The organism is Niallia sp. FSL W8-0177, assembly GCF_038006285.1.
Classification (GTDB): Bacteria; Bacillota; Bacilli; order Bacillales; family Cytobacillaceae; genus Niallia; species Niallia circulans_A.
In genome coordinates this window covers 1,701,648-1,726,527 of record NZ_JBBOUX010000001.1, presented here as the reverse complement: position 1 = coordinate 1,726,527, position 24,880 = coordinate 1,701,648, and the positions used below count along the sequence as shown (strand labels likewise).

Below are 24,880 nucleotides of genomic sequence, written 5' to 3'. Positions count from 1 at the left end.
CTCTCCTTTCTACTGCACTAATACGCTAATTTTATTTGCTTGTTTTTTTTTGTCTTGTTTGGAATTATTCGCAAAAGCTTCCATTGCGGCATCTTCTTCCGATAAACCATTTTCAAGTCCCTTTTGAATGTTGGCGATCATTCGTTTGTAATCTTTTGGAATAACTTTGACAAACTGTTGAACGTATTTATCCCAATTAGCAAGTACTTGTTGACCTGCTAAACTACCTGTTAATTCAATGTGCTTTTTAATAAGCCCTTTTATTCTCTCTATTTCTGCTTGTTCTTCTAATTGTTCAAAGATTATCATTTCTTTATTACACATTGCTTTAAATTTGTCCGCGTCTTTCGATAAAACATAGGCAACTCCACCTGACATACCTGCAGCAAAGTTTTTTCCGACATCACCTAAAATAATGACTTCTCCGCCAGTCATATATTCTAAGCCATGATCACCGATACCCTCTACTACAACACTCGCTCCACTGTTACGAACCGCAAATCTTTCTCCTGCTTTTCCGTTAATAAACGCTTCCCCACTTGTAGCACCGTAAAATGCAACATTTCCGATAATAACATTATCTTGCGCAATAAATGAATTGTCTGCTGGTGCCTTTGCCACAATTCTTCCTCCAGAAAGCCCTTTGCCAATATAGTCGTTTGCATCACCTGTTAAGTACATGCTCATGCCTTTGGGAATAAAAGCACCAAAGCTTTGACCCGCTGAACCTGTGAAATGTAAATTGATTGTATTGTCAGGAAGTCCTTCCTCTCCATATAATTTTGATACTTCACTGCCAACAATTGTACCTGTTACACGATTAGTATTTTGGATAGTATAATGCAAGTGGAGCGCTTCTTTATTGACAATAGCTTTTTGAACTGCTGGAAGTATTTTTTGAATATCTAAACTTTCATCAATTTTATGGTTTTGTGGTGTTTCGAATGTTCTTGGTCCATCGACTTGATACAATAGTTTCGATAAGTTTAAATCTTTTGCTTTCCAATGCGATTGCGCCTGTTCACTTACCTTTAATACATCTGTTCTTCCAACCATTTCTTCTATTGTGCGGAATCCTAATTGTGCCATTAGTTCACGTACTTCTTCTGCAACAAAACGCATGAAATGGACAATATGATCTGGATCTCCAGCAAATTTATAGCGTAATTCTGGATTTTGGGTAGCGATCCCCACTGGGCATGTATCCAAATGACAAGCTCGCATCATCACACATCCCATTACAATAAGTGGTGCTGTAGCAAAGCCGAATTCTTCGGCTCCCATAAGGGCTGCAAGTACTACGTCTTTTCCTGTCATCAGTTTACCATCTGTTTCTAAAACAACACGATTTCGTAAACCATTTAGCATCAACGTTTGATGCGCTTCTGCTAAACCTAATTCCCACGGAAGCCCAGTGTGTTTAATACTTGTTTTCGGTGAAGCCCCTGTACCTCCATCGTATCCACTTACAACAATTACATCGGCAGCACCCTTTGCAACACCAGCAGCGATGGTACCAATTCCGCCTTTTGAAACTAATTTTACTGAAATACGTGCGTCTCTATTGGCGTTTTTCAGGTCATGAATGAGCTGAGCTAAATCCTCGATAGAATAAATATCGTGATGCGGGGGTGGGGAAATTAATCCAACGCCTGGTGTAGAACCGCGAACTTCAGCAACCCACGGATATACTTTATTCCCTGGCAATTGACCTCCTTCACCGGGCTTTGCTCCTTGAGCCATTTTAATTTGCAATTCTTTTGCGTTTATTAAATAATGGCTCTTAACCCCAAAACGTCCAGAAGCTATCTGCTTAATATTACTTCTTCTGTTATCGCCATTTTCATCTATCATATATCGAGAAGGATCTTCTCCGCCTTCCCCACTGTTACTGCTGGCACCTAATCTATTCATGGCAATTGCTAATGTTTCATGTGCTTCTTTACTTAAAGAACCGAAGGACATTGCACCAGTCTTAAATCGTTTTACGATAGATTCTACTGATTCCACTTCCTTCATATCGATAGGCTGTCGTGCTGAATCAAACGCAAATAAATTTCGTAAAAAACTCATGCTTTCTTCATTTGCAGCCTCAGAAAACTGTTTAAATAAGGAATAATCTCCTTTGCGGCATGCCCATTGTAAGGTGTGGATTGTTTTCGGATTAAAAGCGTGATGTTCCCCGCCTTTTCTCCATTGAAAATCGCTCCCCGAATCTAATGTTTCGTCCATCCCATCTTGATAACCCCATTCATGTCTTTTCGTTGCTTCTTCGGCAATTATATCTAATCCAATACCGCCAAGCTGTGAAACAGTACCAGTAAAATAACGGTCGATAACTTCTTCGCCGATACCGACAGCTTCAAAAATTTGAGCTCCTCGGTAGCTTTGGACAGTAGATATACCCATTTTAGACATTACTTTTACAACACCTTCTGTAATGACTGTATTATATCTTGTTACCGCCTCTTCATAGGAAAGGGACAGCATCCCATCTTTGATTGCTTGATTGTAGGTTGCGTATACTAAATAGGGATTAATTGCATCGGCTCCAAAGCCTATTAAACTTGCAAAATGATGAACCTCTCTTACTTCACCAGATTCTACGATAATACTTGCTTTCGTCCGCAGACCTTTTTTAATTAAATCCTGATGTAAAGCACTGACAGCTAATAAAACGGGAATCGCTTTTTCTTCTCGTTTCATTGCACGGTCTGAAAGAATAAGCAAGGACACACCTTGTGCAATTGCTTCTTCTGCCTTTTGCATGAGCTGATTTAAACTGCTTTCTAAATCATCTGTAAACAAACTATCTAGTGTTCGGGCTGTAAATTCAGTAAATGTATGAGATCGTAATTGTTCTACATCACTATTTGATAATATTGGTGTTTTCAATTGGATTCTATGACAATTACTTGCATCAGGATGTAACAAATCACCTTCAGCACCTAACCAAGTTAAAGTAGATGTAACCAAGTGTTCCCGAATAGCATCAATTGGCGGATTAGTTACTTGTGCAAATAGCTGTTTAAAATAATTAAATAAAGATTGCGGCTTATTAGACAAGACAGCAAGCGGCGTATCATTTCCCATCGATCCAATCGGGTCTTTTCCCTCCAAAACAACTGGAAGTAGATTTTTTTGGACATCTTCATACGTATAGCCAAATGCTTTCTGCCTTGCAAGTAAATCCGTAAAGTCTTCTGCTTTTTCTTCTACATTCTCCTCTAGTCGAATAACTTCATCTAACCAATCATCATAAGGATGTGCCGAAGCAATGGTATTTTTTAATTCTTCGTCTGAAACAATACGACCTTCTTCAAGATCAATTAATAGCATTTTCCCAGGACTTAAACGCTCTTTATAAAGAATATTCTCTTCTTCGACTGGAACAACTCCCACTTCTGAAGAAAAAACAATATAATTATCTTTCGTTACATAATATCTTGCTGGACGCAAACCATTACGATCCAATATAGCACCGATTTGTTTACCGTCCGTAAAAGTGATTGCCATAGGGCCATCCCATGGTTCCATTAAGCTACTATGATATTCATAAAAATCTCTTTTCGCCTTTGAAATATGGGGATTTTCAGTCCAAGGCTCTGGGATCATCATCATAGCTGCATGGGCAGGTGTGCGTCCAGAGAGGATAAAGAATTCAAGTGCATTATCGAATACAGAAGAATCACTACCATTTGCATCTAATATCGGCAGTACCTTTTGCAAATCCTCTCCAAAAACTTCTGATACAAATTGCTGCTCTCTTGCTTTCATCCAGTTGAAATTTCCTCGTAAAGTATTAATTTCTCCGTTATGAATTAAGTAACGGTTTGGATGTGCTCTTTCCCAGCTAGGAAAAGTATTTGTGCTAAAGCGGGAATGAACAATAGCAAACGCGGATACAAAAGCCGGATCCTGCACATCTAAATAAAAGCTTTCGACTTGGTCTGATGTGAGAAGTCCTTTATAAACAATGGTGCTAGATGACAAACTTGCGAAATAAAATTCTTTTTCTTCTGCTCTTCCCCAATTTTCAGCAAGTTTACGGATAATATATAATTTTCGCTCAAAAGCTAATTTATCTTTGTTTTCTATGCTTGATTGAATGAATACTTGGCGGACAATCGGACAACTTTCTTGTGCGACTTTTCCGATTTTTCTGAAATCTGTTGGTACAGTTCTCCAGCCAATAAGTTCTTGACCCATTTCTTTAATATATTCGTTAATTTTTGCTTCGATTATTTCTCTGTGAGGATCATCTTTAGAAAAAAAGATCATTCCTACTGCGTATTTTCCGCTTTCGGGAAGATTGAATTCCTTAAGTTCTTTTCGAAAAAAGGTATCAGGTATTTGAACCATTAATCCAGCTCCGTCTCCTGTTAAAGGATCGCTCCCTTGGCCGCCGCGATGATCCAATTTACAAAGCATACTTAAACCTTTTTTCACAATGTCATGCGTCGCTTCCCCTTTTATATGAGCGTACAGTCCGATTCCACATGCATCATGTTCAAATTCCGGTCTATATAAGCCCTGTGCCTTTTCCATTTGGTTGTACGTCATTTCAACCACCCCTGTCAGATTTTCTAACAAATTTTTTTATTCAGATAATTTAATTATACTATACAAATTCATATGTACAATATATCATTTAGATAGAACTAATCTAAAAAAGAGATTATTATAAAGAAGGTCGGTAAAAATGGAACTTAGACAACTAAAATACTTTATTGAAGTAGCTGAAAGAGAGCATGTCTCAGAAGCTGCTGAGCATCTTCATGTTGCTCAATCTGCTGTTAGTCGTCAAATTGCAAATTTGGAGGATGAATTAGGTGTTCAATTATTTGAACGAGAAGGAAGAAATGTTAAATTAACTCCAATTGGAAAAATTTTTTTAACCCACTCCCAATCAATCCTGAAATCAGTTGATCGAGCTGTAGAACAAGTTAATGCCTATCTGGACCCAGAAAGAGGTTCGATTAAAATTGGCTTTCCAACTAGTCTTGCAAGCCACTTACTGCCTACTGTCATATCAGCATTTAAAGAAAAGCATCCACATGTAAAGTTTCAATTAAGGCAAGGCTCTTATCACTTTTTAACCGAAGGTGTAAAAAATAGAGATATAGATTTAGCATTTTTAGGACCTGTACCAACAGATGACTTCTTATTAACAGGAAATATTCTATTTACAGAGAAAATCTTCGCACTATTACCAAGCAATCATATTTTGAGTGAAAGAAAATCACTACGCTTACGGGATCTGCGAAATGATGAATTTGTTTTATTTCCCGAAGGATATATATTGCAAAAAATCGCGATTGATGCATGTAAACAAGAAGGATTTTTACCTAATATTAATGCTGAGGGGGAGGATTTAGATGCAATCAAAGGGTTAGTTTCCGCAGGAATGGGTGTAACTCTTCTTCCAGAGAGTACATTTTATGATACTGTTCCCAAATTTACAGTGAAGGTTCCTATTGAGGATCCAATTATTAGTCGTACAGTTGGTATCATCGTACCAAGTAATCGAGAATTGCCACCTTCTGTACAAACATTTCGTCGATTTATCATCGACTTTTTCACGATTCTAGAAAAATATCAGTAACAAAGAAGCAATAAGGGCCACACTTTTGCAAAAGGTAATGGACCCTTATTTTTTTGTGAAAACTTTTTTATTTTTTTAATACTTCCTTCACTAAAGAATGAAAAATTGTTAATGCATGATTAATTGGTTCAGGACTGGTCAAATCGACACCGGTTTTCTTTAGAAGTTCAAGAGGATAATCCGAACTTCCGCTTTTTAAAAACTCTAAATAGTTCTCTACATCTTCTTTCTTTCCTTCGAGAAGTTTATCAGCAATATTAATCGCAGAAGCAAAGCCAGTCGCATATTTATATACATAAAATGGACGATAGAAATGCGGAATTCTTGCCCATCCATATTTCACTTGTTCGTCTATTATTAAAGCACTGCCATTGTATGCTTTAAATAATTCTTCATAGGTTTGATTGAAAAAATCCAAAGACAGTGGCAACCCTTTTTCTGCTTGTTCATGAACCGCTTTTTCAAACTCACCAAACATAACTTGTGTAAAGAAGGTTCCTTTAAAGCTATCAATAAAATGATGCAATAAATGCTCGCGTTTTGTTTCGTCATCTTCTGTTTTTAACAAATGACGAATTAATAAGACTTCATTAACAGTAGATGCTACTTCCGCAACAAAAATACTATATCCTGCACTTATTTGCGGCTGATGCTTACTACTAAAATAAGAGTGCATACCATGTCCGCATTCGTGAGCTAAGGTGAATAAGCTATCTAAATCATCTCGATGGTTCAGTAAAATATACGGATGGACGCCATATAAGCCTAAATTGTAAGCACCTGAACGTTTCCCAGGAGTTTCACGTACATCTATATATCGTTTTTCTTTAAATGTTTTTAACACACTTAAATATTCTTCACCAAGAGGCTTCAGCGCCTCCAGCATAATCTGAAAAGCATCATCATAGCTGATCTCTTCTTTAGCGGCCTCGCCAACTAGTGGAACGCTTAAGTCATAAGCATGAAGCTCATCAAGTTGCAGCCGTTTCTTACGAAAATTCATATAGTCATCCATATAAGGTAAATTTTTTCTCGTCGTACTAATTAAATTATCGTAAACCTCAACAGGTACTTGATCACCAAATAAACTTTTTTCTAAAGCAGAAGGATAATTTCGAAGTTTTGCTGTTTTTACATTGTTTTTAACGGCGGCGCTAAAGGTCGCAGCAATTGTGTTCTTAAGACCAATATATGGCTTATAATACGCCAAATAAGCTTCTTTTCTAACATCTCGGTCCTCATCTTCTATTCTTTTTGCATACATTCCTCTTGTTAATTCAATCTTTTCACCATTATCAGTTGTTACTTCCCCAAAGGTTATATCTGCATTATTTATCATACCGAACACATTACTAGGAACAGATAACGATTCTCCAAGTTCAGATAGTACCTCTTCTTTCTCTTTGCTTAATACATGTTTTTTATAGCGGAAAGATTCCAAGAGATCTTTTTCAAAATACGCTAAGCCCTCTTCTTCTTGTATGTAAGTATTCAATTCCTGCTCATCTAAGGATAATAAATATGGCATAAAAAAGGCAGTGGCACTACTATATTTTTGGCCTACTAACCGAGCTTTTTCAATAAGACTTTGAGCATGTGTATTCCGTGTATCTAGGTCTAAAAGAAGCATGCCATATGCGTAGACTTTCCTATATAAATAACTAACTTTCTCTGATAATGTTAGATATGCTAATAAGGTTGTTCCGTTTGTAATTTTTCCGTTGAATCCTGAAAGAGTCGTTATTTTTTCTTTTACCGCTTCTAAATCGTTATCCCACGCAGCCTCTGATTCGTATATATCACGTAAATTCCATTTTTCACAATCAGCAACTTCTTCCCTTGTTTTATATGTTTGCATAAACTTCCTCCCATTCTTTCTGTTTCTATTTTACCCTTATTTATAAAAGTCTTATCATTTTGTTTAAAATAGAAGAGATTTTATGTATATGCAATAATGATACATAGCAGAATGCTTTTATGTAAAGCAGAAAAGACTAATACTACTCTTTCTTCTATTTTGGAATGACGATCAATATCTAATTTAGTTTTGTGACAATTAATAAGCTCCATTGGCAGTTTTTTAACATGTTCAAAAGCAATGCTAATTTTTCGGAAAACAATGCAGTCCGTATGCTCAATTGGACAATAAAACTACTATTCTTTTAAAAAGCTTGTCAGCATCATTTATATGTGATATATTTATCAAGCGATGAGCTATATTGAATAAGTCAATGAACGTTATTGCGCTATGTGGAGCGTAGTTTATTGCCTCAATACGTAGGACACACTTAAGTGTCCCTTAAACTGCTGATAAACATATTGTTTATCAGCAGTTTTTATTTGTTCTGAAATTAGGTAATGGAATAAAAAAACTATCCTTTTTCAGGCGAAAACCTCGCTTGAATTTCTTCTCAGAAATATAGCGAGGTTTTTCTCCTCAAGGATAGCGAATATGAGTATATTATATATTTTACGGTAGTTATTTTGCAGTTAATTGATTTAATTCTTTTGTTAAACGATAAAATAATTCTTTGTCACCAGCAATTAATGTTTCATCGATTTGTTTTTTTAGTGCAGCTTTTTGAAAGTCATAAAGGGCCTTTTCCAATACCATTTCTGCAAATAAAGAATCCACAACATTTCCTACAGACTGTTTTGGTGCATTTAATAAATATTTTTCCATTTGAATCAACCCCTTGTTCTTTTTTATAGTATAGCAGTAATATTCTGATAATTCAAATACTTTTTTGAGGTAATTTATTCCATTTTATTTTTTATTTAACTCCTAATTAGTAACTGTATTTAATTACTTCCCACTAGAGAAATTTATAAACATAAAAAGGTGCAATTCGAAGTTTTGTTTCGCTCTTTTATCACCAATTTGATATTGGCTATTTCTCTATTTTCATGTATTCTGTAAAGAGGTTATGAAAGGGGAAATACAGATGAGCTATAAAATGATCGTATTAGATATGGATGATACTTTATTAACAGATGACCATATTATTTCAGAAGCAACCAAAACTGCTTTAATGCTTGCACAAGAAAAAGGTGTAAAAGTAGTTCTCGCTTCTGGAAGACCAACATATGCAATGCTGGACGCGGCAAAAGAATTAAGACTTGCGGAATATGGCAGTTTTATTCTTTCATTCAATGGAGCAAAAATAACTAACTGTCAAACAAACGAAGAATTATTCAGCAGTACACTTTCTCCCGAAACTGTTCACCAGCTATTTGATTTGAGCCAGAGAGAAAACATTTGGATTCATACTTATATGAATGACGAAATTATTACGCAAGAAAATAATCCTTTTACCGAAATCGAAGGAAAACTTACAGGCTTGCCGATAAAAACAGTTGCGGATTTTAAGCAGACCGTTTCTTCTCCTGTTGTAAAAGTATTAATGGTGAAAGAAGAAAATTATCTTAAAGAGGTAGAAGCAAGACTACAAAAAGAATTGGCTAATGATTTAAGTGTCATGCGCTCTAAGCCATACTTTCTTGAATTTACTGAATTAGGTGTTACTAAAGGGACGAGCTTAGCGATACTTATTGAAAAACTTGGTATCTCTAGAGAAGAAGTGATTGCAATAGGTGATAGTTATAACGATGTTGCCATGATTGAATTTGCTGGCCTTGGAGTTGCTATGGGCAATGCGCCAGATGATGTAAAGCAGCTTGCAGATTACGTAACTGATACAAATAACAACGATGGTATAGCAAAGGTAATCGATATGTTTATTTTAGAACCCTTGGTTACGAAATCTGTTTAATGATTTATTTTATTCGCATATAAAAGAGATAAAGCTTCGATTTATAATCGAAGCTTTATCTCTTTTAAGATTTCCGTTATTCTTCTTTTAAAAATTTACTGGTTCATTCTTCTTCATCAGGCTCATTAAACACCTTGATTGTTTTAAAAGCTAAATTTACTTTAAAATGAAGATTCCAATTACTACGAAGGATTTCAATCTCATGGTCTTGAACAGAAACACATAAGACAACGTCCCCATCCCAATCCATTAAAACATATTCATTTTGATTAGAGAAAAGTTTATAATCTTTATGTGCTATTAAATTCCATCCAAAATTTAGCGTGTGGCTTTTATTCACCATTAAGATACTCCTTTATTTTCCTCGCAAAAGGAATTATTTCACTTCAACAGCCCATCCAAATGGATCTTCTTGTCTTCCATTTTGAATATCTGTAATTGTATTATATAATTTGGATGCTAACTCCCCTGTTTCTCCATTATTTAAAACGATTTTTTCCTCGTTCCAGAAGAACTCACCAATCGGGGAGATAACAGCAGCTGTTCCTGTACCAAATGCTTCTTCTAATTGACCATTTTTATGTGCTTCAAAGATTTCAGCAATAGTTATTTTTCTTTCTGTTACAGGAATATTCCAATATTTCAGCAACTCCATAACACTACTTCTGGTTACCCCTTCTAGTATGCTTCCATTTAATTCAGGGGTATATACTTCCCCATTAATTTTAAAGAAAACATTCATCGCTCCAACTTCTTCAATATATTTCTTTTCTACGCCATCTAGCCAAAGAACTTGGGAATATCCTCTTTCATTTGCAATTTGCTGCGCTTTTAAGCTTGCTGCATAGTTTCCAGCAGTTTTAGCAGATCCTGTACCACCAGCAACTGCACGAACATATTCATTTTCCACAAAGATTTTAACCGGTTTAACTCCTTCTTTATAATACGAACCAACAGGAGATAAAATGATCATAAATTTATAGCTAATTGATGCAGCAACTCCTAAGAACGGCTGTGTGGAAATGATAAATGGTCTTATGTATAAAGAAGTACCTTCCCCTTTCGGAATCCACTCTCTATCAATATTAATTAATTGTGTTAAGGCATTTAGGGCAAACTCTTCATCTATTTCTGGAATACAAAGTCTGTCATTTGATTTATTTAAACGCTCCATATTTTTCTTTGGTCTGAATAATAGCACTTTACCTTCTTCCGTTAAGTATGCCTTCATGCCTTCAAAAACTGCTTGGCCATAGTGGAAAATAACAGAAGCAGGATCTAAAGTTATTGGTTGATATGGCAAAATTTGAGCATCATGCCAACCTTTGTCTACTGTATAATCCATCATAAACATATGGTCTGTAAATACTTTACCAAATACTAATGTAGAAGGATCTGGTTTCGGTTTTTTATCTTTTGCTAAAGTCACAGTAATTGTTTGATCTGTCACGTTTCCATTCTCCTCATCTTAAATATTATTTCTATTTATTATAACGCAAACTTACTGTAGTGAAAGTAATTTCGAAAAAAAGATGTAAAAATTTTTACTAATAGTTATTTACAGCACAAAAAAAGCAACCAATATCTACAAAATTTGTACATTTGGTTGCAACAATTAATTCCAATGCTTTGTGTCTTCTAAAAGTTCATCAATTTCTATGTCGATTAAATTCCATGTGGATATTTCCTGCTCTAAATCGGCTGTGTTTGTTAAAATCTCATCGATGTCGGTTCTAATTAAATGCATAGTAGCCTCCTTTAAAACCGTCTTAAATCTGTCTAGAGTGCTTATAACTAAAATTTCCCAAATGGGAACGGTTATATTCATTATAGCAGTTTATACTGTTTACATATAATAAAGATGCTTTACAAATTGATTACACAGTCTAGACAAACCAATTAGGACGTAATGACATGGTATAATAATTAAATAGGATAAAAAGTGAAAAACAATCTATCTCAATATACCCAGATAAAATAGTTTTAAACCTAATTTTTTTGGTTATAATTAGAAGACTATTGGAGGTTACTATCAATGATTAGACTATTAAAATGGGTTATTACCATTCTCCTTATATATGGGGCATATAATTTTTATCTTAAAGACAATGGACATAATGCTGAAGAAAGCAAACCTTCTGGTTCCATGGAAAATCGCATAAATCAAGATTCGATCACTTCCTTTTTCCAATCTTTTACTGATGAGTTTGAAAAAATAAAATCCTTTTTTAAAGATGCAGAGGATATGTTACCAGACTGGAATTTTGAAGAAAATACTGAAGATACAGAAGAAATTGATAAACCAGAATTAGTTACACCGCAAGACCATCCTTTTTCGATTCATAATATATCTCTCGGCGATGATAAAAAGTCGGTTGAAAAGTCACTGGGATCACCAAAGCGTGAAACAATTAATGAATACGGCATCTCTTGGTATGCCTATCATCAAAATTATCACAATTTTGTTATGGTAGGCTATGATGAACATAATCAAGTAGAAGCTATATATACCAATCAAGATTTAATTGCTTCAACAAACGGGATAAAAAAAGGAACAAAGAAAGAAGTTGTCTTAAAAACATTAGGAAAACCATTAACAGAGATAAGAAAAGGACTTGTTTTTTATAAAATGGCAGAGGACAGAGATTACGAAGTGTTCGCACTTGATGATTCATATGTAACGGTATTCTTTGATAAGCATGAAAATAACACCGTAACTGCTCTGCAAATTATCAGCTCTTCCTTAGAAGAAAATCGCAAGGATTTTTATGTGGAAGGAAATGAAAAATTAAAAGAAGGCTTTGAATACCAATTATTTGATTTAACTAATGCCAGTCGTGTCAATAACCATTTAAAGCCGCTGACTTGGAATGAGGCAGTTCGTGATACGGCTCAAAAACATAGTTTAGATATGGCAGAAAATAATTATTTCAGCCATACTAATCTGGAGGGTGAATCTCCATTTGATCGCATGCTTAACGATGGTATCCGTTACACGATAGCAGGGGAAAATTTGGCTTATGGCCAAAACAGCAGTATATTTGCTCACGAAGGCTTAATGAATTCGAGCGGCCATCGAGAAAATATTCTTCAAAAAGATTTCGCCTCTCTCGGCGTAGGAGTTGCCTTTAACAATAAGTCTCAACCATATTATACCGAAAACTTCCTGACAGAATAAAAAACGAGGCTGGAAAATTGATTCCAGCCTCGTTTTTACGATTAACAAACTTTCTATTTATACAATTAAATTACCAATCATCCAAATTAAGAAAAAACTAATGACTATCGATAAATTAGCAGCAGTTCCTACAAATCGTTGGTTATATTTAAACTCCACACTATACGGTAAAACACTTGATGCCATCGGCAAGATTAAGCAGATTAAAATGGTATAACGAAACATATCTTCTGCTGGCCATAAAAAATATGCTAGTACGCCTAAAAAAAGCCCTGTCCCGTACCGAATCCCTAGTACCCTTCCAATTCCTTTCCAGTGACTCTTTTCAAAAGAAAAGTTCAAATAAATACCGAGAAGCAGCAAAGAGAGTGGCATATTAGCCTTCGAAATGGTAGATGTCACATCAATTATCTGATGGGGTATCTCGATACCTACAATACTGATGAAGAAAATAAGTACATAGGTCATCAGCGGGATCGATCGTCCCAGCTTCCCTACCACTTGCTTCGCTGAAAGTTCGGATCCTTCTTGTGAATAATAGCTGCCAATTAAATAACTAATTCCGAAAGTGACAAGGGCATTCCCAATATCGAACATACCAAAATATTTTATCCCTTCAGCCCCCCATATACCCTGCACCAAAGGATATGCAAAAATACCAATGTTAAATCCGGGTATCAACATACCTAACATCCCTTTTTGCTTATTCGCTTCATTTCGGAACAGAAATAGTCCAATTATGGAAATAAGAACACCATAGAATAAACCAAGAAATACCAATATTAACAAAGATTTTTCAATTATGACATTATGTAAGGTGGTGATGATTAAACAAGGTAAAGTAATATTGAAAATGATCCTTGCAAGCCCTTCTCCATCTTTTTCTTTAATAATATTTCTTTGTTTAAAGAAATACCCCATGCCAATAATAATCACGGAATACAAAAATTGCGTATTAAAATTTTCCATTTTCTAATTTCCCCTAACTAAGCTGCAAATTTCCAATGAACCTACTATACTACTAATCCGTATACTTGCAAAGACTTAGATAGAAAAAGACTTATTACGTTTGAGAAAATTTTAGATGCATCAAACGTGATAAGTCTTTTTTAAATACTATTAGAAGCTATTACTTTCTGTCACTGATTTATTCAATTCTTTTAATCTGCGAATATCTAAACGAATAAGTAAAGAAACAGCCAGAGATACAATAAACATACAAGAGAAAACAAGTAATGTTCCTTGATAGCTTCCTGTTGTGTCACGAATCCATGATACAATGCTAGGTCCAGCAACACCTGCAGCTGACCAAGCTGTAAGAATATAACCATGAATAGCCCCTAGCTGTTTTGTGCCAAAAATATCACCAATATAAGCTGGAATGGACGCGAAACCTCCACCATAGCAAGACATAATTATAAAAATAATGATGGAAAAAGCAATATAATGATGTAAATGTGGCAGTGCAAAGAATGCAACTACTTGAACAGCAAAAAACAAAGTATATACATTGGGTCTGCCGATATAGTCAGAAATTGTAGCCCATGCAATTCTTCCAACTCCATTAAATACACCCATAATCCCAACTAGTGTCGCAGCACCCGCAACTGACATGCCTGCCAATTCCTGTCCCATGGGCGAAGCAACGGCAAGAATAGCAATACCACATGTGATGTTGATAAATAGCATAATCCATAACGCCCAAAATCTTTTTGTTTTAACTGCTTCATTTGCTGTTAATTGTGATAAATCTTCCTTTACTATTACATTACCAGCTTCAACTGATTGCTGAAAACCTTTCGGCAAATAACCTTTTGGAGGTGCTTCTAAATATTGTGCTGAAACAAATATAATAACAAAATAAACAGCTGCAAGAATATAAAAAGTATTAGATATACCAACTGTATTAATTAAATGATTCATAACTGGGCTACTGATCATTGCAGCAAAACCAAATCCCATAATAGCTAATCCAGTTGCCAATCCTCTGCGGTCCGGAAACCACTTAACTAATGTTGATACAGGAGTAATATACCCAACCCCTAAGCCAATCCCCCCAAACATTCCATAAGTAATGTAGAGAAGTGGTAAAGATTCGATACTTGTAGCAAATCCAGCACCAGCCATCCCTAAACCGAACATACAAGCAGACAACATGCCGGAAGTTCGTGGTCCGTATTTTTCAACAAAATGTCCTAAAAACGCCGCTGATAATCCTAAAAATAAGATCGCAATACTAAAAGTCCAGGAAATACTCGTTAATGTCCAATTATACTGTGATTCAAGCGGCTTTGTAAATACACTCCATGCGTATACAGATCCGATTGAAATATGAATACCAACTGCAGATAAAGCAATAAGCCAACGATTTTTTGTTTTCATTGTAATACCCCTATTGTGTTTATTTGTAAATTATCTTAAATTACATTTTCTAGTCAGCTAGAATAGGTGATGGAAAGTGGCGCGGAAGCTTTCCTTACCCCTTCTAACGCTAAATCCACCGTTTCATTTGTATGCAATACTACTGCCATTCTCCGCCCTTTTGTTGTCTTTGGTTTTCCAAAAATGCGTATTTGGGTATTTTCAAATGATAGCGTTTCTTCTATCCCCTGAATGAAATAGCTGTTACTTTCTTCAGTTGCTTTTAATGTTTTACTAGCACCTGGGCTATGTAGTTTCGCTCCTGAAACTGGATACCCTAAAATCGCTCTAACATGTAACGCAAACTCAGAAAGGTCTTGAGTAATCATTGTTACCATTCCAGTATCATGAGGGCGTGGTGAGACTTCACTAAAATAAACACCATTTTCCGTTAAAAATAACTCCACACCAAAAATTCCATATCCACCCAGACTATCCGTGATTTTCTTAGCAATCATTTCTGCCTCATCTAATTGTTCAGCCGACATGAAATGAGGCTGCCATGATTCTATATAATCTCCGTCTTTTTGGGTATGCCCAATTGGAGGACAAAAGGTAGTGCCATTAACTGAACGTACGGTTAAAAGCGTAATCTCTGATTCAAATTCAATAAACTCTTCCACTATGACTCTTGTTTTCTTCCCTCTTCCGCCATCAACAGCTTCTTTCCAGGAAAATTCAATTTCATCTATGCTCCGGCAAATACTTTGCCCTTTTCCAGAAGAGCTCATGACTGGCTTTATTACACAAGGAAAACCTATATTATGTACGGCATCTTTCAATTCTGTTATGTTATTGGCAAATGCATATTTTGCAGTCGGTATGTTCAACGTTTCACTTGCTAATCTTCTTATACCTTCACGATCCATCGTTAAATAGGTAGCTTTAGCAGTTGGAACTACCGAATACCCCTCTTCTTCTAGCTCCATAAGCGCACTCGTTGCAATCGCCTCAATTTCAGGAACAATATAATCTGGTTTTTCTTTTTCAATTATTGCTTTTAATTGGTTAACATCAAGCATATCTACTGTATATGCGCGGTGGGCAACATGACTTGCTGGTGCTTGTTCATAACGATCGACTGCGATTGTTTCTAGTCCCAGTCGCTGCGCTTCGATAATAACCTCTTTACCCAATTCTCCAGAACCTAATAACATAATCTTTCTTGCTTGTGAAGTATTTGGTGCTCCTAACACGATTGCCAATCCCCCTAAACAATTAATTATTCCTTTATTCTGCATAATATCGTAAAAATCTCTTCTATTCAAGTATTTTTTTCTCCATTTCCGAACGTTTTTATAATTCAGTTATTAATAATTCGTATTTTGTTATAATGATGGAAAAATTAATTGTTGATAAGTGTTAGTGCATTTAGGGAAGAGGAACGCTGCTTTTCGTGGAAAGGATGGCGTAAGTGGTTTTCATTCTCCAGTTGAACACCACTTTTTGCGGAATAGATGGCATAAGTGGTGTTCATTCTCCAGATGAACGCCACTTTTTGCGAAAAAGATAGCATAATTGGTTTTCATTCAACAAATGAACGCTTTTTTTTGCGAAAAAGATAATATAAGTGGTTTTCATTCTCCAGTTGAACGCCATTTTTTGCGATAAAGATGGCGTAAGTGGATTTCATTCAACAAATGAACGCCACTTTTTGCGGAATAGATAATATAAGTGGTTTTCATTCTCCAGATGAACGCCACTTTTTGCGATAAAGATGGCGTAAGTGGTTTTCATTCAACAAATGAACGCTTTTTTTGCGGAAAAGATAGCGTAAGTGGTTTTCATTCTCCAGTTGAACGCCACTTTTTGCGGAAAAGATGGCATAAGTGGTTTTCATTCAACAAATGAACGCCACTTTTTGCGAAAAAGATAGCGTAAGTGGTTTTCATTCTCCAGATGAACGCCACTTTTTGCGATAAAGATGGCGTAAGTGGTTTTCATTCAACAAATGAACGCTTTTTTTTTGCGGAAAAGATAGCGTAAGTGGTTTTCATTCTCCAGTTGAACACCACTTTTTGCGATAAAGATGGCGTAAGTGGTTTTCATTCAACAAATGAACGCCACTTTTTGCGGAAAAGATAATATAAGTGGTTTTCATTCTCCAGATGAACGCCACTTTTTGCGGAAAAGATGGTGTAAGTGGTTTTCATTGGCAAATAAATACTTTCTATACAAAAGGAAACAAAACAATCCATGATTAGAGGTTTTTCCTCCTCAATCATGGTTAATTACAGACACTAAACACTCCTGTATCCTTATTAATAAATTGTGAAAGTCTTGCTATCCATTAAGAGTTGAATAAACTATTTCTCCTTTGCAAATAGTTGCTTTCACTTTACCCCTAAACGTTTTGCCTATATAAGGGCTTATTTTATGCTTATAATACAGATCTTCCTTTTGGAGTGTATAGGTTTCATTTAAATCAACAATAGCTATATCTGCATCACTTCCATTTGCGAAACTTCCTTTTTGTGGATAGAGACCGAAGCGTTTAGCTGGGTTCGTACTTGTTATTTTTGCGATAAGCGGAAGAGAAATTCCTCGTTTCCAATAGCCTTCTTCTAATAAAACAGACAGGGTTGTTTGACAGCCGGCAATTCCACCCCACGCTTCTAATAAATTGCCATTTTTCATCGATGGCAGAGATGGTGAATGATCAGATCCAATCATATCAATTTCCTCTCGTTTGATTGCTTTCCACAAGTCATCTACTTCCTTATCAGAACGCAGGGGTGGAGCACATTTTGCGACTGCTCCTAATTCTTCTAAGTCATCGATTGTTAATGACAAATAATGAGGACATGTTTCGACGCTTATGTCCAGCCCTCGCTTCTTTGCGGAAACTATTGGTTCCAATACTTTCGAACTGCTAATGTGAACAATATGCAGTTTACACTTTGTGGATTCGGCATAAGCAATGATGCGTTGAACAGCCTCCACTTCCGAAAATATCGGTCTTGCATTGGAAAAAGCAAGGCCAAGATTCGTCTGTTGATGGATGATTTCTTTGCTTAAAAACTCTGTAATCGTATCACTTTCTGCATGTACAGCCAAGATACTATGTAAGGCTGCGATTTTTTGCATCGCTTGATATAAAGTGCGGTCATCAGCGCTTTGGAAATCTTCTATCCCGCTATTCGACATAAATGCTTTAAAACCAATGACACCACATTTTACTAATTTTTCAATCTCATCATAATTTCCTGGAACAATTCCGCCCCATAAACGGTAATCAATAATTGATTTTTCCTTTGCTAGCCTTTCTTTTTGCTGGAAACCATATTCTGTTGTTGTAGGTGGATGACTATTTAGAGGCATATCAAAAAATAAAGTTGCACCACCAGCAGCTAAGCTTTTGCTGCCTGATTCAAGCCCTTCCCAGTCGCTTCTTCCTGGCTCGTTAAAATGGACATGTGAATCAATAACACCGGGAAATAGATATAGTCCATCCGCATTGAAGATTTTTGTAGCGTTATTTCCGTTAATTTCCGAACCAACCAGGACTATTTTCCCACCCTTTACTCCGACATCAGCTTTATATAATGTTTCCTCATTTACAAGGATTCCATTTTGAATGATTAAATCTAAATCCACCAAGTCATCAGCTCCCCCGATAGGTTTGATATCCCCAGCCAGATAATAATAAAGGAATATGATAATGCGGCTGGGTTTCATCTGTATAAAAACGGATAGGAATCGTGGTGAAAAATGGGTGTTGTTCTTCTAAATGACGATAATACTCTTGTATATGAAATACTAATTCGAATTCTCCAGTCTCTACTTTTTCTAATAGGATAGTGTCGACTCTGCCGTCTTGGTTGGTTATTCCGCTTGCTAAAAAAATTCTTTCAGAATCTAGTAATCTCCACAGCTCAACTTTTATCCCTTTTCCTGGTTTCCCCTTGGATAAATCTAATACATGAGTTGTTATGCCCATTTTCATAATCTATGCACCTTGTCCTTCTGTTTCTAGTTTGACTATTTCCTCTAATCGGAATTTCGATATAGAAAATATCTCGGTTAATGCAGTTTGAAATTCCTCTTCCTTTGTGTGGTTTACACGTTCTTTCATGGACTGATAAACGGAATCCTTGGTATGACCTTTGACAGCTAAGATAAACGGAAAGCCGAATTTCTCGGAATAGGTCTTATTTAAGGCTGCAAATTGCATGTATTCTTGCTCCGATAATTGATTCAAGCCAGCACCTTTTTGTTCCTTACTAGAAGAGGAGGTCATTTTTAACTTCCCGCCTAAATCAGGATGTGCCCGGATTAAATCAAGCTGATCTCCAATTGGCGCTTCCATTACTGCCTGTACCATTAGTTGATAGAGTGTATTTAAGCTTGGAAAGGGGCGATAATTCCAAGTTTTATTGGCAATCCACGGACTATGCTCGAACACCCAGCCAATCTTTTCGATGAATTCCTGTCGATTCATTTGATTAATTTCTGCTATCGTATACATATATTCATCCCTTTTCATCCCGTTTATTAGTTAACAACGTAACAGCTCTTAAAATTCCTTCATATCCTGTACAGCGACAAAGGTTTCCAGATAAAGCAGTCAGTACTTCCGCTCTAGAGGGATGCTCGTTTTCATCTAGTAAACTTTTTAATGCCATTACCATCCCAGGAGTACAGTAACCACACTGTAGTGCGCCCGCCTGTAAAAATGCTTCTTGGATGGGATGAAGATTTTTTTCTGCTAAGCTTTCAATCGTTAAAATTTCTGCATTTTCTAATTGATATGCCATTACTAAACAGGAATTCACCAGCTTTCCGTTCATGATGACTGAGCAAGCACCACACCTACCAGCTTCGCAAGCTATTTTCGTCCCAGTAAAAGTTAAAACCTCCCTAAGAATATCAACAAGGCGAAATGTTGGAGGAAGACTTAGCGTTAAAGATTCTCCATTCACCTTAAAAGTGGTTGTTTCCGTGATTTCATTTGTATCCATTTGCCCCCTCCTAATCTAGTAAACCTTGTTGTTTTTCCAATGCTTGTAATAGTATATCCGCACGCACTGGTAGTTGATTAAGCCATATGCCTGTTGCGTCATGAATGGCGGAAATGATAGCAGGAGCAACAGCAACTGTGCCGATTTCCCCCACACCTCTTGGCCCATAGTCATCTCCGGGGACTAATTCTTCTATGGCTGTTACCGTTGTCTCTATCGGAATATCGAGTATCGTTGGAATAAGATAGGTATCAAAATTTTCATTCATGTATCGGCCATTTTCCATTACTGCATCCTCCATAATCGTAAATCCTAACCCCATATTAGCTCCCCCTTCAATTTGCCCTAAATATCCCATTGGGTTCACTACAGGTCCAGCTGAAATAACATGGTCCATCCTAGTTACTGCAACGATCCCGGTTAAAATATCTATTTCGACCTCTGCTGCTACTCCAGCAAAAGTATATAGGAAGTGACCGCCGTCAATCGAGTTTGGCGTAGTAGGAAAGTGATAGCTTGCTGAAACAGTTGGTAGCTCTTCACATGAATCTGCTAACTGTTTATAGGAAAGAATAAGCGCTGGTCCCTTGTTTTCTTCTTCCTTTTTCCAAATGCCGTTTTTACCAAGGTATAAGCTTTCTTTTGAGCATTTAGTTTGTTTTTCTGCTAATGTAAGGAGTTTTTCGCTAAATGGAGCTTTTAATTTACTGATCCCTAGCCACACCATATTTGTTGCTCGTGAGGCAGTAGAAGATCCAGAATGAGGAACTTTAGCTGTATCACCAATAATAATTTCAATATCACTAGACACGCAAAAAAAGGTATCTGTCATAATCATTTCAATGGTTGAGATTAATCCTTGCCCACATTCTTCGAAACCAAAAGACACCTCTAATTTTCCTGCACTGTTTAAAGCCAATCGGGCACCAGAAGCATCTGCTCTTCCATATCCCAACCCCCCTCCATGCATGGTAATACTATATCCCCTTCCTTTTATTTTCCCATCTCCATCCATCGCATTGGTGTCCAAGTTTTTTTGAAGTATTGCTGACTTGGTAATTTCAGCAAGGACAGCATAAGCACCAGTTGTTGCAACAATAGGCTGATCTACCGGGCCAAAATCTTCTGTCTTGCGTAAATTAGTGAAGCGTAATTTAGTTGAATCTATTTTTGCTTTTTCCGCTAAGCGTTCAATTTGCGTTTCTAATGCAAAGGTGATTTGATTGCCGCCAAATCCTCTGAATTCACCGGCAACGCCGTTATTCGTATAAACGGAATAGCCATTAACATCTACATTTTCGATTATATATGGACCAGTACTATGCTCTACAGCAAAGTCAAGTACTGCCGGTCCTAAAGTCGCATAAGCACCAGTATCTGCCGTAATCTTCACTTGGTGGGCAATTATTTTTCCAGATGCATCGGCACCTGTCTTCATATAGATTTTCATTGGATGTCTTTTTAAACCAGCCTTAATCGATATTCTTCTTGATTGATGGATTTTCACCGGTCGCTGTGTTTTTAATGCCAGCAAGCTGATATAGGGCTGAACATTTAATTCGTCCTTCCCTCCAAATGAGCCCCCAATCGGGCTAGAGATAATCCGGATTTTTTCCAGCGGGAGTGTTAAAATTCGAGAAAGCTGCAGCTGATCTTTAAAACCATGCTGGGTTGGTGCATAAATGGTAATGCCTCCTGCTTCATCTGGTACAGCCACACCACCTTCCGTTTCCATATAAGCATGCATTTGTCTTGGTGTCTGATACGTTTCTTCTATGATCCATTCACACTTATTAAAAGCTTCCTCTATATTGCTTTTTCCCTTCTTAAAAGCAGCATGGTGAAGGAGATTTCCTTCTTTATGCAGCCTGATTGCAGTGTCTTTTAAGGCTTCATCTGGATCTGTTATTGTCTGCAACGGCTGATACTTTACTTTAATTAAGGAAATGGCTTTTTGTGCTATTTCCTTTGTTCTAGCCGCAACAGCGGCAATTGCGTCGCCTACATATCTGACTTTCTCTTCACAAAAGACAGGTTGATCCTGTATAACAATCCCAAAGCCATTTAAGCCTGGTACATCCTTATAGGTGATAACAGCAAAAACCCCAGCAAGCTCTTCTGCTTCTTTAGTATCAATCGATTCAATTTCCGCATGAGGATATTCACTTCTTAGAACGGTTCCATAGAGCATATTAGGAAACGTTAAGTCTGTTAAATACTTAAGTTTTCCGGTCACTTTAGGCTCGCCGTCTCTTCTTATTTTCCAACGACTACCAGCGCTTTCGATATCAAGAACCATTTTAACAACTCCCTTCTTCTCTATTGGAGTAATTCTTTCATATTAGCAACAATTACGTTTGCTGCGACTTTTTTGCGATAAGCTTCTGATATAAAGGGATCTGTATAAGAAGAGAAATCTTCCTGAATTACTTTAAAGATGCGGGACCAATCAATAGCACTATGTGAGCGGGTAAACTCCCTTTCTGTGCTTATAAGACGAGTCGGAATGTGACTGCCGCCGCCAATTGCAATTCTTATTATTCTTATATTTTTTTCTTCAAACTCTAGATACCCTGCAATCGAGATAATAGCGGCAGTAAAACTGGCCCGTCTACCAATCTTTTTAAAAAAAGAATATGTTTCTGTCTTCGGTGCTGCTATTGGTATGAGCACTTTTGTTAACAATTCAGATGAGTGGCTTTTTTGTGATGCCAGCCAATCCTTTAATGTGACCAAGTAGGTCTCCTTGCCATTAAAAAATGTTAATTGTGCCTCCAAAACTAATAAAGCAGGAATGCAATCACCAATTTTGCTGCATATATTTCCGCCAATTGTTCCTCTGTTACGGATAGCAGGAGCTGCTATCTTTTCACATGCTGCTACTATAAGCGGAGCCTTTTTTTGTACCAATGGGTTGATTAAACAATCAGAAATAGACATGCCTGCACCAATCTGCAAGAAATATTGACCATTTCGCTCTACTTCTGAGATTCCTTTTAACTCTATTAATTTTTCTGTACTAATAAGATGGTTTGGCTTGTCATGACCTGCTTCCCAATTTACTTGAAGGATCGTTCCGCCAGAAATGAAGGCATAATCTGATTCATTCCATTTATTAATAGCAGCTAGGGTGGTAGGTATTTCCACAGTAGTCGGATAATTGAGTGTTGAAACATGCATGTTATTCCCTCCTTTTCAGCACTTTTTCATAATCATTTTTTGTATCAATATCAATAAAATATTCTTCTTCAGAAAATTCAATCTTTTCTCCTTGCAATATACCATCTTTTAATAATTTTCTAGCTCCTTTATCTCCTTCTAGCTGGTTTACATCTGATAATGCGCTCTGATGGAACAAAATCGGTGGTTTGTATACTCCATTATGCATGCTTGCTACATATTTATATGGAGGGTGTAATGGAGTAGTCACGATTTTATCAATCATATCATGGGTAATGAAAGGTTGATCTGCTAAACATACAAGAATCTTTTCAGCTTGTTGCTCGATAGCTGCTCTAAACCCTTTTTTTAAGGAATAAGATTGTCCTAGAGACGATTCGTCACAATTAATCACTTTCCCTTTTTTTCCATTTAATAAGAGTTTATTGACAGGAGTTATCCAGTTTAAGTCATCGTCTGGTTGGGTGATAACAATTACAAAATCAACAAATGGCGAGGTCAGCAACACGGATAATGCATGATTACCTACTGGTTCATTCCGAAGAGGAAGGGACAGTTTATGTTCACCCATCCTCTTGCTATTCCCTGCTGCTAAATATAGAGCTGCAATCATCCAATTTTCCCCATAACAGAATTCTTGCTATTTTTTATCTTAATTAATTGTGCTGTTATACTAATGGCGATTTCTTCTGGGCTTTCTGAATGAATAGATATCCCCACTGGATAGTGGACCCAATCTGGCTTTATTTTTTCTGCCAATAATTTTTCCGATCTCTTTTTGGAGCCTAATAAGCCTAAGAATTTCACCCTTCGTTCCAAAAGTAAATGTACGAATTCCTGATCTTTACTAAAGTTGTGTGTCATCAATAATAGATAATCATTTTCTGAGGGATTTATTGCGTCTAGTACCTGAGTCGGAGAACCTATTTGGTATTCTTTTGCATCAGGGAAATTATCTACTGAACAATTAGCTTCTCGCCAATCAGATAAAATGACATAAAACCCAGCTTTGCTTGCAAAATAAACAACTGGCCTAACATCAGGTCCTGCCCCATAGATAATTAATCTTGGTTGAGGAGAGAGAACTTGTGTAAATATATAATTATTTCCGGTATCCAAAAAAGAAGTTAATGCTGGATTTGTTTCTTCTTTTCCTAGTGGAATAACCGTATTAACAAGGAATTTATTTATTTTATGGAAACTCTTAATAAGTTTGACACTTTCTCCTTTTTGCATATATGATTTTAATTGCTGAAAAACAGCGCTTGTTGCTGGTGTGATCGGTTCAACCATAATATAAATTTTCCCATCACATCCAACGCCTTGCCCCCATGTTAAGTCATCTTCAGATCGCAGATCGTATTCCATCAGAAAGGCTTTTGCTTCTTTCTGCATTTCGATTCGTGCGAGTAAATCCTGTTCTACACATCCGCCTGTTAGTAATCCCTCTTCTTTACCGGTCTCTGTGATGTACATCAAAGTTCCTTCTTTTCGGTAGGCTGTTCCTTCCACATTCACAATTGTCGCTAAATAATTGTTTTTTTCCATTGCAATAACCGCATCAATAACAGCATAATGATCGGAAGACATGCTAACTCCTCCATTCCAATCAAATTTTTAGTCGGATCGAAAATAATTGTTACCTTTTATTACATTGGATGTTATTACATCATATTAATTCCTTCCCTTTTATATGTCATTGGACTAATTAAATAATAATCAAAGAGGTAATTAGATAAATTGAATAAATTATCTAAAAATT

Annotated in this window: 23 protein-coding genes; 3 read left to right on the top strand and 20 right to left on the bottom strand. The window is 36.5% G+C overall.

Features of this window, described 5'->3' with window-relative positions:
* Positions 1-9: 9 nt before the first annotated feature.
* Entirely contained in the window at positions 10-4,563 is a 4,554-nt protein-coding gene (gene gltB / locus NST77_RS08415; RefSeq protein ID WP_341122895.1) for a glutamate synthase large subunit, read from the bottom strand.
* 139 nt (positions 4,564-4,702) lie between these two features.
* Here gltB and NST77_RS08410 point away from each other — a divergent pair, with 139 nt between their 5' ends.
* Positions 4,703-5,605 (top strand): LysR family transcriptional regulator, encoded by a 903-nt coding sequence (locus NST77_RS08410; RefSeq protein WP_095328783.1) that lies wholly within the window; start codon positions 4,703-4,705, stop codon positions 5,603-5,605.
* Between the two features lie 67 nt (positions 5,606-5,672).
* Here NST77_RS08410 and pepF read toward each other — a convergent pair whose 3' ends face one another.
* The 3 genes from pepF to NST77_RS08395 form a co-directional block, all read right to left on the bottom strand.
* Entirely contained in the window at positions 5,673-7,463 is a 1,791-nt protein-coding gene (gene pepF, locus NST77_RS08405) for an oligoendopeptidase F (protein WP_341122894.1), read from the bottom strand.
* 80 nt (positions 7,464-7,543) lie between these two features.
* Positions 7,544-7,675 carry a hypothetical protein gene (locus NST77_RS08400; RefSeq protein WP_341122893.1) on the bottom strand — a complete coding sequence of 44 codons (132 nt, stop codon included), beginning with the start codon at positions 7,673-7,675 and terminating at the stop codon, positions 7,544-7,546.
* Between the two features lie 409 nt (positions 7,676-8,084).
* Entirely contained in the window at positions 8,085-8,288 is a 204-nt protein-coding gene (locus tag NST77_RS08395) for an IDEAL domain-containing protein (protein WP_095328780.1), read from the bottom strand.
* Between the two features lie 262 nt (positions 8,289-8,550).
* Here NST77_RS08395 and NST77_RS08390 point away from each other — a divergent pair, with 262 nt between their 5' ends.
* Positions 8,551-9,378 carry a Cof-type HAD-IIB family hydrolase gene (locus tag NST77_RS08390; RefSeq protein WP_095328779.1) on the top strand — a complete coding sequence of 276 codons (828 nt, stop codon included), beginning with the start codon at positions 8,551-8,553 and terminating at the stop codon, positions 9,376-9,378.
* Positions 9,379-9,481: 103 nt separating this feature from the next.
* Here the strand turns inward: NST77_RS08390 and NST77_RS08385 are convergent, their stop codons facing one another.
* From NST77_RS08385 to NST77_RS08375, 3 genes are all read right to left on the bottom strand, one after another.
* Entirely contained in the window at positions 9,482-9,718 is a 237-nt protein-coding gene (locus NST77_RS08385; RefSeq protein ID WP_141231323.1) for a hypothetical protein, read from the bottom strand.
* 36 nt (positions 9,719-9,754) lie between these two features.
* Positions 9,755-10,828 (bottom strand): branched-chain amino acid aminotransferase, encoded by a 1,074-nt coding sequence (locus tag NST77_RS08380; RefSeq protein ID WP_095328778.1) that lies wholly within the window; start codon positions 10,826-10,828, stop codon positions 9,755-9,757.
* 165 nt (positions 10,829-10,993) lie between these two features.
* Positions 10,994-11,125 (bottom strand): hypothetical protein, encoded by a 132-nt coding sequence (locus tag NST77_RS08375; protein WP_268874827.1) that lies wholly within the window; start codon positions 11,123-11,125, stop codon positions 10,994-10,996.
* 288 nt (positions 11,126-11,413) lie between these two features.
* On the opposite strand from NST77_RS08375, the gene NST77_RS08370 reads away from it, so the two are divergent.
* Positions 11,414-12,556 carry a CAP domain-containing protein gene (locus tag NST77_RS08370; RefSeq protein ID WP_341122892.1) on the top strand — a complete coding sequence of 381 codons (1,143 nt, stop codon included), beginning with the start codon at positions 11,414-11,416 and terminating at the stop codon, positions 12,554-12,556.
* Positions 12,557-12,613: 57 nt separating this feature from the next.
* On the opposite strand, the gene NST77_RS08365 is transcribed toward NST77_RS08370, so the two are convergent.
* From NST77_RS08365 to NST77_RS08305, 13 genes are all read right to left on the bottom strand, one after another.
* Positions 12,614-13,525: an AEC family transporter gene (locus NST77_RS08365; RefSeq protein WP_095328776.1), complete on the bottom strand. Its 912-nt coding sequence runs from the start codon at positions 13,523-13,525 to the stop codon at positions 12,614-12,616.
* Positions 13,526-13,675: 150 nt separating this feature from the next.
* Positions 13,676-14,938, bottom strand: coding sequence for an L-lactate MFS transporter (locus NST77_RS08360; RefSeq protein ID WP_171509630.1), 1,263 nt, complete (start codon positions 14,936-14,938; stop codon positions 13,676-13,678).
* Between the two features lie 53 nt (positions 14,939-14,991).
* A complete protein-coding gene (purT, locus tag NST77_RS08355; RefSeq protein WP_172859974.1) occupies positions 14,992-16,173 on the bottom strand; it encodes a formate-dependent phosphoribosylglycinamide formyltransferase in 1,182 nt (393 codons plus the stop codon).
* 149 nt (positions 16,174-16,322) lie between these two features.
* Positions 16,323-16,454: a hypothetical protein gene (locus NST77_RS08350; protein WP_341122891.1), complete on the bottom strand. Its 132-nt coding sequence runs from the start codon at positions 16,452-16,454 to the stop codon at positions 16,323-16,325.
* A gap of 204 nt (positions 16,455-16,658) precedes the next feature.
* Positions 16,659-16,817, bottom strand: a complete 159-nt coding sequence (locus NST77_RS08345) for a hypothetical protein (RefSeq protein ID WP_341122890.1) — start codon at positions 16,815-16,817, stop codon at positions 16,659-16,661.
* Between the two features lie 443 nt (positions 16,818-17,260).
* On the bottom strand, positions 17,261-18,574 hold the full coding sequence (locus NST77_RS08340; protein WP_338068395.1) for an allantoinase: 1,314 nt from the start codon (positions 18,572-18,574) through the stop codon (positions 17,261-17,263).
* Between the two features lie 7 nt (positions 18,575-18,581).
* Positions 18,582-18,923, bottom strand: coding sequence for a hydroxyisourate hydrolase (uraH, locus tag NST77_RS08335; protein WP_204259879.1), 342 nt, complete (start codon positions 18,921-18,923; stop codon positions 18,582-18,584).
* A 3-nt stretch (positions 18,924-18,926) separates the two neighbouring features.
* The gene (gene uraD / locus NST77_RS08330; RefSeq protein WP_123257678.1) at positions 18,927-19,445 is read right to left on the bottom strand and encodes a 2-oxo-4-hydroxy-4-carboxy-5-ureidoimidazoline decarboxylase; all 519 of its coding nucleotides are present in this window, start codon (positions 19,443-19,445) and stop codon (positions 18,927-18,929) included.
* A 4-nt stretch (positions 19,446-19,449) separates the two neighbouring features.
* A complete protein-coding gene (locus tag NST77_RS08325; protein ID WP_123257677.1) occupies positions 19,450-19,938 on the bottom strand; it encodes a (2Fe-2S)-binding protein in 489 nt (162 codons plus the stop codon).
* Positions 19,939-19,948: 10 nt separating this feature from the next.
* Positions 19,949-22,237, bottom strand: coding sequence for a xanthine dehydrogenase subunit D (gene pucD, locus NST77_RS08320; protein WP_163186876.1), 2,289 nt, complete (start codon positions 22,235-22,237; stop codon positions 19,949-19,951).
* Positions 22,238-22,257: 20 nt separating this feature from the next.
* Complete coding sequence (locus NST77_RS08315; protein ID WP_123257675.1) at positions 22,258-23,118, bottom strand: FAD binding domain-containing protein; 861 nt, start codon at positions 23,116-23,118, stop codon at positions 22,258-22,260.
* Between the two features lies 1 nt (position 23,119).
* Positions 23,120-23,731: a nucleotidyltransferase family protein gene (locus NST77_RS08310; protein ID WP_095328767.1), complete on the bottom strand. Its 612-nt coding sequence runs from the start codon at positions 23,729-23,731 to the stop codon at positions 23,120-23,122.
* Entirely contained in the window at positions 23,728-24,708 is a 981-nt protein-coding gene (locus NST77_RS08305) for an XdhC family protein (RefSeq protein WP_163186878.1), read from the bottom strand. Before NST77_RS08305 ends, NST77_RS08310 begins: the two co-directional genes overlap by 4 nt.
* Positions 24,709-24,880 lie beyond the last annotated feature (172 nt).